This is a genomic window from Novosphingobium sp. TK71 (assembly GCF_055361505.1).
Genome location: NZ_CM143962.1, coordinates 3397437 through 3409261 on the forward strand (window position 1 = coordinate 3397437; position 11825 = coordinate 3409261).

At 64.7% G+C, this 11825-nt stretch carries 7 protein-coding genes; all 7 read right to left on the reverse strand.

What is annotated here, in order from left to right; all coding sequences use genetic code 11:
* Positions 1-184: 184 nt before the first annotated feature.
* The 7 genes from ACXJ16_RS16115 to ACXJ16_RS16145 all read right to left on the reverse strand — a co-directional run bounded on the left by ACXJ16_RS16115 (position 185) and on the right by ACXJ16_RS16145 (position 11637).
* Positions 185-2890, reverse strand: coding sequence for a S8 family serine peptidase (locus tag ACXJ16_RS16115; RefSeq protein WP_463920936.1), 2706 nt, complete (start codon positions 2888-2890; stop codon positions 185-187).
* Positions 2891-3392: 502 nt separating this feature from the next.
* Complete coding sequence (locus ACXJ16_RS16120; protein ID WP_463920937.1) at positions 3393-5168, reverse strand: glycoside hydrolase 5 family protein; 1776 nt, start codon at positions 5166-5168, stop codon at positions 3393-3395.
* 19 nt (positions 5169-5187) lie between these two features.
* Positions 5188-6462, reverse strand: coding sequence for a polysaccharide pyruvyl transferase family protein (locus tag ACXJ16_RS16125; protein WP_463920938.1), 1275 nt, complete (start codon positions 6460-6462; stop codon positions 5188-5190).
* Positions 6459-7871 carry an FAD-dependent oxidoreductase gene (locus ACXJ16_RS16130; protein ID WP_324696696.1) on the reverse strand — a complete coding sequence of 471 codons (1413 nt, stop codon included), beginning with the start codon at positions 7869-7871 and terminating at the stop codon, positions 6459-6461. The genes ACXJ16_RS16125 and ACXJ16_RS16130 overlap by 4 nt, the downstream gene beginning before the upstream one ends.
* A gap of 360 nt (positions 7872-8231) precedes the next feature.
* Complete coding sequence (locus ACXJ16_RS16135) at positions 8232-9080, reverse strand: TorF family putative porin (protein ID WP_463920939.1); 849 nt, start codon at positions 9078-9080, stop codon at positions 8232-8234.
* Between the two features lie 314 nt (positions 9081-9394).
* Complete coding sequence (locus ACXJ16_RS16140) at positions 9395-10951, reverse strand: SulP family inorganic anion transporter (protein ID WP_132469730.1); 1557 nt, start codon at positions 10949-10951, stop codon at positions 9395-9397.
* On the reverse strand, positions 10948-11637 hold the full coding sequence (locus ACXJ16_RS16145) for a carbonic anhydrase (RefSeq protein ID WP_054438406.1): 690 nt from the start codon (positions 11635-11637) through the stop codon (positions 10948-10950). Before ACXJ16_RS16145 ends, ACXJ16_RS16140 begins: the two co-directional genes overlap by 4 nt.
* Positions 11638-11825: the final 188 nt, after the last annotated feature.

Consider the following 11825-nt stretch of genomic DNA (forward strand, 5'->3'; position numbering starts at 1 on the left):
GGAATGTCCATTATGGACGCAGAATTCGATGGCGGGGAGGGGGGCTTGCACTTCTGGCGGATTAACGATGGCGGGCGTCGCGAGGGCGCACAAGGAAAGGGCCCCGATTCCTCGGAGCCCTTTCGATACAGTCGCTTGGGGAGATGTGCGGGGCGTCAGCGGCCCTGTCAATGAACGGGCGGCCTCACGCCCAGAGCAGTCCGGCATCGGTGTCGGCCACATGGAGGCCTTCCATTCCGACGCCCTTGATTCGGGCGAGCAGGTGGTCGCCACTTTCGTCATGCATCTGGAGGTAGGTGCCCGAACCGCTGGTGACGATGTCGAACGTGGCAGTGCTGCCGTTCGCGATGCCGGTGATCAGGATCTTGTCACCATCGGCCGCGCTGAAATCGTAGATGGTGTCCATGCCTGCCACGTCGGAAGCGTCGAACACGAAGGTATCGGCGCCGGCCTCGCCATAGAGCCGGTCCGCGCCGGTTCCGCCGAAGATCCAGTCATTGCCGGTGCCTCCCATGATCGTGTCGATGCCGGCATCGCCATAAAGATGATCGTTCCCGTCATCGCCATAGAGCGTGTCGTCGCCGTTGCCGCCGTGGATGCCGTCGTCGCCGGCCATGCCGCGCAGCTTGTCGATCCCGTCGAGGCCGTCGATCCGCTCGCCTGCCGTGGTTCCCACGATGCGGTCATCCGCGCCGGTGCCGGTCATGGTGGCTGCATAAGTGCGGCCTTCATCGCCATAAGGGCTGGTGGCCGCATGATCCGTGGAGCCCGAACCGGGCGTCTCGGTGACCGGAGCATGCACGGTTCCGTCGCCGGTGCCGGCCTCGCCCGAGGTGTTGCCGGGGACTGTCGGCGTTTCCACCGGGGCCTGCGTGACCGGCTGGTCGACCACTGCCGAAGTGCCTGCGGCGAGCAGCTTCACCAGTTGGGCGTAGCTATAGGTGCCGTCCGAGAAGGTGAAGGTTTCGACGTTGCTGATGGTCGAGACCTCGCCATACTTTGCGGAGATGAGCACGTCGCCGGTGGCCGAGACCGAGCCGGAAATCTTCGAAAAGGCGCAGTTCATGACCAGCGCGTCCTGGCCTTGCCCGCCGTCGATCCTGTCATTGCCGAAGCTGAAGTAGATCGTGTCGTTTCCGCGCCCGGCGCTCAGCATGTTGGCGACGTTGCTGCCGATCAGCGTGTCGTTGCCGTCACCGGAGTAGACATTTTCGATGGTATTGGCCGCCAGGTTCAGCGTGACGCCGGCGATCGTGCTTACCTTTGTGGCGGTAAGATCGATCGTGGTGTTGCTGGTGACGGCCGCCGCGTTGATCGTGTCGGTTCCGCCGTTCGCATCCTTGAGCACGCTACGCTTCGCGAGATCGGCGCCGGCGTAGAGCGTGCCGAATTCGTCGGTGTAGATGTAAGTGTCGTTCTTTGAGGTGTCCGCTTCGCCGAGCAAGGTCAGCGTTGCGCCCTTGAACTTGCCCGTCATCGGCACCCCGGCCTTGTCGGCAGCGGCGGGATCGCGGTTGTAGATGTCGAGCTTCCAGGTACCGGCGGATTGTTCGCCCATCGAGGCAACCGAACTGAAAGTGAAGTTGCGGATGCTGCCGACGCGGCTCTCGGTTGGAAGGTCGTAGACCAGGCGGACCCGGGTACCTTCCGGCGATGTCAGGTAGACGTCGAGATCGCCTGTGTTGAGCCAGTTGAGGTCGATCGAAATCTGGACATGTTCGAGATCGATCGCATCGGTCACGGGGATGTCGAGCGAAAGGTGATCGTTCGATCCGGCGACCAGGGTCTGCGCTGTCGTGACGGTCTTGGTGGCTGTGGCCATGTTCGCGAAAGTCTGCTGTTCGTCCCAGGTTTCGGCCAGTCGCACGGCATCGTGGACGTTGAGGAAGCCGTAGCCGAATGCGTCGCTGTAATGGAGCCCGCCGCCATTGGCGTTATCGGCGCCATTCGTCCGCCAGCCGTCGCCGAAGCTGGCGCCTTCGGTCAGACCGGTGCGGTGGGCGGAGTAGGCGAGGATTTCCTGAACGTCGCGGTAGCCGAGGTCGGGGTTGGCCTGGAGCATCAGGCCGATCGTTGCCGACACGGCCGGAGCGGCGAATGATGTTCCCGAAACGCTTTCATAACGGTCGCTCAGCGTGGTGGTGAGCACGTCGCGGCCGGCGGCCGAGATCAGCACGTTCGCGCCGATGCTGGTGAAGGCGGAAGGATTGCCGTCGGCGTCGACCGAGCCGACCGCGATCGTATAGGGCGAGTTCTGGAAATTATGGTAGTTCGAGGTGCCGGAGGTTCCAGCGTTACCGGCCGCGAACACCAGCGAAGTGCCCAGCCCGCCGCGTCCGGTTGAAACGGCGGAAACGAGCGCTGCCTTGTATTCCGGGTTGGCATTGAAATTGTCGGCGAAGTTTTCGACGAAGCTCCAGCTGTTGTTGGCAACGTCCAGGCTGGCTGACTTCTGCAGGGCAGACACGATCTGCCCTGCGGCATTGCTGGAGGAATAGTCGACGCCGAGGCCGACGAGCGTGGCGCCAGAGGCGATGCCTACGGTTCCGATGGCATTGCCGGCTTCGGCGGCGATCACCCCGGCAACGGAAGTGCCGTGGGATTGGGGCAGGGCGGTGGCGCTGATCGTTACGGCGTCAGTCGCCGTTGCGAAGTTGTAGTCGAGCGTGGTGTCATAGGCCTTCTTGAGGTCGGCATGACGAAAGTCGATCTGGGAGTCGATAACGCCGATGCGCACGCCTTTGCCGGTGTAGTCCTGCCAAACGGAATAAGCGTCGATGCTCAGCTTTGAGCGGGTCGATCCGTCCAGATACCACTGCTGCTTTTCAAGAGCGTCGCCGTAATAATTGGTTGTTGCCGCAGTCGATGCGATGATATTCTTCTTTGCCATGTGATAATACTCGCATTTTTGGCTCTATCCGGATCGATTGTTGTTTCGGTAGAGCTGTTGGTTTCGTTTCTGCGAGATATTCAATATGGCTGTAGTGGCTAATCGGGGCCTTCTGTGCACGGTAAACGCAAATTCACGGCTGAATGTTTGGGTCGTGATTCAAGTAATACTTGGTTGGTAAGGGCGATTGCGTACAATTCACAATCGTTTGGCGGTTGCAGCCGCTTTTGCCCTGCAGTCACAAACGTTTGTGCGTGCCCTTGTAGAGGTGGCGTTAACCATGCGCAGAATTGGCCGGCTTTGCAGGCCCGTTGTGGTTCCGGTTTCGCAGGCAAAAACCAGGTGGTTGCCCGGATGCCATGGCCGATAGGGGTTTCGCCCTAAGCGTGATCGTTTTTTCCGGGATCGACGCTTTTTCCCTTCCTAAGGGAGCGGAAATGTCGATTCGGTTGCCGGGTGGACTTGCCATGGGCGGGGTGAGGGACGCAGCTTGGCTCCGCTATTATTTGATAGCGCCGACAGGAGCGCAGGCCCCCGTGTCGTACAGGCGTATGCGATACCGGACCGCACCCGTGCGGCCAGCGCCCTCCGGTGCGACGACAAAGTCCAGCGCCTGCCCGGGGGCAAGCGGTATCGTCCGCTCTATCCGGATCGGGGCCGCCCCCCGGGTTGCAAACACGGACTGTCCGCCCGATCGCATGGATACGGCCAGGCCGCTTTCACTGCGGCCTGTCAGCGCGAATTCGGCCTCTATCCTGAGCACCATCCGAAACCGCGCGGTGTAGCGGAGAAGAACGGCATCTCCGTTTGCTCCTGTGGCCGGGACAATCGTGTCAGCCGCCACTCGAGGTCCGGCCGCGCGGCGCGGCGCGAGATAGGGGGTCCATGGTACGCCGGCCGTCTGTTGACCGGGAAACGTCATGAAAGGCACTTCGCGAGAGCCCGTCTTCCAGAACGGGACAAGCCCGACCGTCTGGCTGGGGATGGCACCATCGGGTGCCGGGAAAGTAAAGCCGAGGAAACTGTCCGCGATCAATGGCGTGCAGCCGAGTTTCACGTGTTCGTCGATCTTCAGTGGAACCTTGCCCGTGAGGATGAGCACCCGGTCTTCGGCCAGCATCAGAGAGGCGCCACTAAGCCGGGTTCCCGCGGCGTCGAACGCGGAAACGGAGGCGGAATCGATCGAGATCGGCCTTGCCGCGCCCCAGAGGACCCAGGTTCTGGCGCCGAACGCGTGAATGAAGGTGAAGCGATCGGGGCTTCGATCCTCCCCCCGATGATCGCCGAGTTGCTTCGTCACGAAACGGAAGGCGCGGCCTGCCTCCGTCAGTCTTGCGTCGCGTCGCAGCAAGGGGACGAACCCGTCGCCCCGATCGTTGAGCGGGTACCAATCGAACTCCGCGATGCCCAGAGACGAAAGGGTCGCGTAAGCGCGGACCAGATCGTCACCGGCATGCTCTGGGTCCAGGCTGCCATATTCGGTCATGTAGAGCGGTATTGGCGCCAGAGAAGGATGGCGGCGGAGGACTGCGACTTGAGCGGGAAGTTGATCGATCGGCGTGGTGTAAGGATGGAGCGCGAGACCGTCGAGCAGGCCGGCGCCGCCCTGATCGAGAAGGGGCCAGAGAAAGCCGCCGGGCAGCGAATGGGTGGAGCCGCCAATGACCTTGATATCCGGCCGTACCGCTCTCGCGGCCTTGGCTGCGCTTCGTACCATGGCCAGGTGGTAGGCGAGGCGCTGCGCGGGCGGCGCGTCCTTCATCGGGCCGGAAACGAAATTGTTGCCGTTGATCTCATTGCCGATTTCCAGCGTGTCGATCGCAGGATACCGGCGCACCACTTCGGCAACGAACTTCCCGAATGCCGCGAGCGCTTCGGGCGAATGCGGTGTCTGTCCGGCATCGTAGAGCGGATTTCCCCAGTTGAGCGTCAGGGTCATCCGGGCATGGTGCTGCTCCAGGCTGGCCGGATACAGGGACATCGGCTGGTCGAAGGTGTAGCGGCCTCTGGTTTTCTCGACGTCTGCCCAGCGGATGCTGTCGCGCCAGTTCGCAAGCGGCAGAGCCAGGGCGGCATTGAACAGGCGAGGGAGGTTGCCCTGCGAGAAATTGGAGGCGGCGCCCAGCCGCATCGGTGGGAGCGGGGCGCGGATTTCAGAAGCAAGCCGCGCGCCGGGTTGCGCTTCTGGTCCTGCTTCGAGGCGGCTGGGGCGCTGCGGGTTTCCGGCGGGCGCCTGAGCGGCAGCAAGCGCGGCGATCAGTGCGAGTATCCGTTTCACTGAAGATTATTCTGAAATTTCAAGGCGTAATGGCTCGTGCGATTTCGGTGTGCAGGCTTTCTACCCCATAACGCGCCTGCGCGATTACGCGGGCGTGGGTGTTGGGGGCTATTCCGTTCGCCATGGCTTGAGCCAGCAGGAAGGCGGCTGTTTCGGCCGGGGTGGAGGCTGGATCGACAAGCCATTCGCCGTGATCGATGGAATGTACAAAGGAGGCGAGCTTGGGGTCCCAGTCCAGCGCGACGAAGGGAATCCTGCACGCGTAGGATGCGATAATTGCGTGCATTCTGAAGGCGATAAGTCCGCCGAGACCGGAAATGAGCCGCGCCAGTTCGCCCGGCGTATCGGCTTCGGGAAACGAGATCTGGCCTGGCAGGGCGATGGTTTCGAAGGCGCTGCGAAGCCTGGCGGCGCAGGCGCGGTCTTCCGGGCTGCCATTCGTGAATACGGCGACCCGAAACCCGCGTGCAACCAGGGTTTCTGCGAGATTCAGGTACCAATCCTCGAGCTGTCGGGCCTGCGGGGCATGTTCCGCATGGTATTGCACGGCGACGGGGGCAGTCACATTCAACCCGACCAGAACGGCACCTGGACGGGGTTGAGAAGCACCGAGGCCGTAGCGTTCGCCGGCGAGGAGGCCAGGGTCGCGCACCAGTCTGGCAGGGAGGCCTGCATGTTCGCCGAAAAGGTCGTGCCACAGCGATATCGATCTTTCGTCGCGCAGGAACACCTGCCGGACCGCGCCTCTGGCAAGCGCCTGTTGCAGCAGCGCCGCCCCTTGCCTGCTCCAGCCTGAGGAGACCCCACAGCCATAGATGAAAACCGGCAGTCCGCGATCCGCCGCTTCATGGATTGCCAGGGCCAGTTTGGTCGGGAAATTGAGATCGAGATCGGCGATGAGGTTTCCGCCTCCGATCACCACGCAATCGGCATCCCGCAATGCGGCGCGGTAATGGGGCAGCCAGCGGCGGCGGCTCTGGACAGCGAGCGGCAGGCGGACCGCGAGCCGGCGGAGCGCGGGCGGCAACGACTGGAGCATCCGCATCAGCGCCGACCGGCCCGCCGTGCCGCGACCGTATGCCGAACGCGCTGCGAGATCGATCGAGCATGTGCTTTCATCGGCCCCGCATTCCACCAGCGCCTGTTCGAGGCACTCCGAAAGCAGGCCGTCCCCGAGGTTTGGGCTGTATTTCACGTTGAAGATCCGCACGCGGGGGCGAGGCCGCGGGGAAGGGCGTGCGGCGGTGTGGTTCAGGGCGCTGGTCGATGGCATCGGTGCGGTTATTCCGGTCATGCGGCCATTTCGGGCGAGGCTGCCGGAGCGGCCCCGCAATCGAGATTGCGGATGACTTGCGCGATCACGCCGGACGATGTCGGCAGATATTCGAAGCGTCCTTGCCGGCCGGCGGAGATGATCCCGACCCCGGCGATGCGATCCAGCGCGGCATCAAGGCGTGCGCGCGCGCCCACCGTGTAGAGCGGATAGCTGTCCTCCACGAGTTCATGGCCTTCCAGCCGAAGGTCGCTGGCGAGGCCGAGCCTTGTTGCATGATCGCGGAAATCTTCGAAGGCGGCGCCGGGGCTGTGGCGGGCGCCGGGGGGCAGGGTGGTTTCCACCGAGAAGAATTCCCGGCCGCACGCGGGGTCCGGATAGATGCGCGAATAGATCGTGGCGCGTTTCCATTCGCCTTCGGCATGGAAGTTGAACAGCACATTCCCCGCATCCGGATGGAGGTGCGCTGCGGAAACGTAAAGCGTGGTCATGTCGAGCGAGACGGTGCCGGAAGGCGCCGAGAACAGTACCTGGTGGAGCGCATCCACCGGGATCGTGCTGACCACCGCCGAAGCGAGCCGGGTGGTGCGGGGGGCTCCATCCCGGCCAGCACCATGGTTCGGGCCGTGATGGCCGCTCTGGCCCGAGCCCTGCGTGCCGACGCGGAAGAAGCTGCCTTCCCGCTCCACGGCGGAAAGCTGTTCGCCAAATGCGAATTCGACCCCCGCCGCCGTCAGGCGTTCCACGATCGGGCGGAACATCGCCTGATATCCTTCGCGCGGGCGCACGCGCATCGGCCAGCGTTTGCGGTGCTGGCTGCCCTGCCGGATCATGATTGCGCGGGCGGCGCTGCGTGCCAGCGCGTTCATGCGGGTGAAACGCTCGATGATGGCCATTCGCCGGAAAAAGAATTCCTCGTCGATCTGTTCGGGCGGGACGTGATGGAAGCGGCCGATGTAGGAGCGCAGGCCGGTATCTTCGAAGAATGTGCCGCCCAGCCGCTTGCGGCAGATCGCTTCAAGGGTTCCATCGCGGCTGACGGCGATGCGCGAGCCGAGGAGATCCAGCACCGACCGGGCGAGCCGCAAGGGGGATTGCTTGAGCAGATCGCGCGGTTCGATGGGGTAGAGCAGGATCGAACCGTCAGGCGCGACGCGCCGTTGCAGGCTCAGGACCTGGGGGCAGAGATCGCGGATTCCCGGCGCCAGATCGAAGACCCTGGCGTTTTCTTCGTAGAAGATGCTGCCGACATCGAAAGTATAGGGGCCGATCTGGCGGCTGCGGTGCGTGCCCCCGGCGGCGTTGCCGCGTTCTATGACGATGACTTTGTGACCCGATCTCACGAGGCTGTCCGCCGCTGCAAGGCCGGCGATCCCGGCGCCGAGGACGATCGTCGGCCCGCCGGTAAGGTGCAGGGGAAGTTCGCTCACGCCGGGGGCGGGCCGGCCGCGTGGCATCCGGCGAGAAACGTCTTTTGGGGCCTGGAGAATTCGGGGAGATGTTGCAAGCGATGCTCCAAGCAAGACCGAGGAGAGGGAGCCTCCCGTTTCCGGCGTTCGTTTTATGGTTCCGGCATGGCCTCGGCAACGCGATCAGGGTCCATTACGGCGGGCGTTTCCATCCATTTCGGATGGCCCGGCATCCACCGTTCAGCGCGCCAGCGCCCGAACGCAAAAGCGCCGCGGCCGCGCCTCCCGCGTGAGCGGTGGAGGCGAAGCCGCGGCGTCCTGGATAGGCGAAATCCGGTCCCGGAAGGCCGGTGGGCCTTCCGGGCCTTTCATCCGCTCAGATCAGAAGCTGGCGCCGACCGAGAACAGGACGGTCGATCCGGCGATCTGCGAGCCGTTCTTCGTGGAGGAGAAGTTCGGCTGGAGATAGACGCTCTCCGACTTGGAGATATCGGTGTCCACATAGGCGACGCCAAGCGTGACCGGGCCGAGCGCGAGGTCGGCGCCGAGCATCCAGTCGAGGTATTCACCGGTCGGCGCGACGCTGGTGCCGTTCGGGCCGAGGCCGGAGTTGCCCTTCGAGTAGCCGAGGTGCGCCTTGAGCGTCAGCGGGGTGCTGGGGATGGCGGTGTTGCCGTCGGCCCACATGTAGAAGTTGTCCGACTTGGCGCCGGGGCGGCCGATGCCGTCGGCATAGTCGTCACCGCTGGCATAGACCTTGCCGAGCGCCTGCTGCTTGGGCGCGTAGGCGACGCCGACCAGCATGTTGGCAGGGCCGATCGCGCCCGAGAGCTTCACGTAGGGTTCGGCGAAGTCGGTTTCCGAGGCGCCGCCCGGATACATGTACCAGGTGAGGCCGACGTCCAGCTTCACGCCGCTGGTGATCTCGGTGGCGTAGCCGGCCACGAGGTCGAGTTCCATGTTCGATCCGCCGAAGGTGCCCCAGCCGGAGAGGTTCGAGGCCCAGGTGCCGACATAGGCGCCGCTGGCGTGGGACACGGTGATGCCGCCCTGAACGGCCATTTCCTTGTCGGTCTGCGAGACCCCGCGGAAGCGATAGTCGGAAACGAGGCCGACGGTGCCGGATACGGTGATCTCGCTCGGGACCTCTTCCTGGGCCATGGCAGGAGCGGAGAAAGCAATACCGGACGCGGCGAGGCCAAACAGGCCTGCGGCAAGACGGATTTTCATATGGAACGCCCTCATGATGACTGTTGTCGCGTTCCATCCTGCGGCCTGCAGCCGGGCCCTACATGCGTGGCGAACCCGTTTCGTGCAGACTTGCACGGTGTTACGGGCCGTAATTGTCCTTTGGTTTTCCCATCCGTGACAAAGTGTGTCTGATCGCCACGCGGCGCCGGGGCGATGGGGCGCCCCCGGCCGGAGGCGGCCGGCGAAAGGAATGCGGGCAAAAAGAAACCGGGCGATCCCGCATGGAGATCGCCCGGCAGAGGAAAGGGGCGCGGACGAGAAGGTGCCCGCGCCTTACGAGATCGAAGTGATCGTCAGGCCGCGATCGGAAGCGGGCGCAGGATCGGCTCGGGGCCGGTCACGCGGTCCGCATGGCCGCTCTGGCGGCGCCGGTTGAGCCATTCGCTGATCGTCTCGGACGTGGTGTGATCCATGACCTTGAGCTGGCCGAGGTCGAGGTGGACCGGGCGGCCGTGCGGCAGCTTTTCCAGCACGTTGTTGAGGCGAGTGAGGCCGAGGAAGGTGGCGCCGCCGCCAAGGGCGAGGCGGGTCGATTCGCCCGCTTCGTGTTCCTCGACGTGTTCCTCAACCTTGAGCTTCAGGTTCCTGAAGTGCGGGGCCAGTTCCACCACTGTCAGCGCCAGGCCGACGAGCACGCCGGTCAGCAGGTCGGTGGTGACCACGAGCGCGAAGGTCACTGCCCAGATCAGCGCCGGGAAGGCCCCGTAGTTGTGGAACAGGTGGCGCACGTGGCTGAGGCTGACCAGCCTGAAGCCGGTGACGACGAGGACGCCGCCCAGTGCCGCCATCGGCACTTCGCGCAGCAGCCAGGGCAGCAGGGCGATGAAGGCGAGAATCCATGCGCCGTGCAGGATCGCCGACAGGCGGGTCTTGGCGCCGGCCTGCACGTTGGCCGAGCTGCGCACGATCACGCCGGTCATCGGCAGGGCGCCGAACACGCCGCAAAGCAGGTTGCCGATGCCCTGCGCACGCAGTTCCTTGTCGTACTTGGTGCGCACGCCGTCATGCATGCGATCGACCGCGGCGGCCGAAAGCAGCGTCTCGGCGCTGGCGATGAAGGCGATGGCGAGCGCGGCGACGATCAGCGCCGGGTTGGCGAGCGGGGCGAACCAGCCGGTGCTGGTGGGCAGTGCGAAGGCGGCGCCGATCGATTCCGGAACGGCGATGCGGGCAACGTCGAGGCCCATGGTCCAGGCCACGGCGGTAGCCGCGACCACGCCGAGCAGGGCGCCGGGGACGAGGCCCATGGACTTCGGACGGACCTTTTCCCAGCCGAGCATGATCGCCATCGTCAGGACGCCGAGCATGACGGCCATTTCGGTGGAGGCCATGTTGCCCGGATCGAGGCCGAGAATGCGCGCGGGCATCATCGCCATGTTCTGGAGACCGCTCGACATCGGCTTCTCGTCGAAGAGGATGTGGAACTGGCCGATCACGATGAGCGCGCCGATGCCGGCAAGCATGCCGTGGACGACGGCGGGGCTGATCGCGCGGAACAGGCCGCCGAGGCGGAGCGTGCCGGCGAGAACCTGGATCAGGCCGGCCAGCAGGAGGACGGGGCCGAGCGCTTCGAGGCCGTGCTCGCGCACGAATTCAAAGACGATGACGGCAAGGCCGGCCGCCGGGCCGCTCACCTGGAGAGGCGAGCCTGCCAGCAGGCCGACCACGAGGCCGCCGATGATGCCGGTGACGAGCCCCTTTTCAGGGGGCACGCCCGACGCGATGGCAATGCCCATGCAGAGCGGCATTGCCACCAGGAACACCACGATCGAGGCCGTGAAGTCCCTGCCGAAGTGGGCGAAAGGCCCACTCCGGGTTGCCTCCGGAGAGGTGGGGGCGGCGGTCGTCATTCCGCTGCCTCGGCGAATTCGGAGGCGATGCGGGCGCGGGCGGAAAGCGCGACCGGAAGCGGCGCTTCCTCACGCAGCGGCACGAACTGGCCGGTTTCGCCGTCGAGGCCGAGGACCTGGCCGGCGTGAATGTCGACGAACCAGCCGTGCAGCGTCATTTCGCCGCGGGCGATGGCGGCGGCAACCGCGGGGTGGGTGCGCAGGTGGCTGATCTGGGCGATGATGTTTTCGAGCGTGATGGCGCGGACGCGGTCCTCGCCCGAGAGGTCGCCATGGCAGGTGCTGACGATATGCTCGGCGGCGGCGCCGTGCTTGAGCCAGGCGGCGACGTTCGGCATCGTTTCCAGACCGGTCGGGTCGGCAAGCGCCTTCATGGCGCCGCAGCCCGAGTGGCCGCTGACGATGATGTCGCGCACGCCGAGGGCGGCCACGGCATATTCCACGGTCGAGGTCACGCCGCCGTTCTGGGTTGCGTAAGGCGGCACCATGTTGCCGGCGTTGCGGCAGACGAACAGGTCGCCCGGCTGGGCCTGCATGATCTGCTCCGGCACGATACGCGAATCGGCGCAGGAGATCATCAGGGCCTTGGGCTCCTGACCTTCGCGGGTGAGCTTGCCGAACAGTTCGCTGCTGGCGGGGAAGATGGTCTTCTCGAAGTGGAAGACGCGTCCGATCAGTTCATTCACTCTCGTAACCTTTCCTTGATTCGGTTGCCCCGCGCGCACGGAGGGGTTTGGGGGACGCGGGCGCGGAGCTTGATGGGAAAGGTACGTGTCGCTGTTTTCGCAGGTCGTGCGCGTTTGTCAGGAAATGTTGCTGCAGCGCAGCGTGGATGAACGGCAATTCAGGAAAGCCCCCGGTAAAGCGGGAGTTT

Coding starts and splice junctions, on each gene's coding strand:
- ACXJ16_RS16115 (WP_463920936.1), bottom strand. CDS start 2,890: ATGGCAAAGAAGAATATCATCGCATCGACTGCGGCAACAACCAATTAT.
- ACXJ16_RS16125 (WP_463920938.1), bottom strand. CDS start 6,462: ATGACCGGAATAACCGCACCGATGCCATCGACCAGCGCCCTGAACCAC.
- ACXJ16_RS16135 (WP_463920939.1), bottom strand. CDS start 9,080: ATGAAAATCCGTCTTGCCGCAGGCCTGTTTGGCCTCGCCGCGTCCGGT.
- ACXJ16_RS16140 (WP_132469730.1), bottom strand. CDS start 10,951: ATGACGACCGCCGCCCCCACCTCTCCGGAGGCAACCCGGAGTGGGCCT.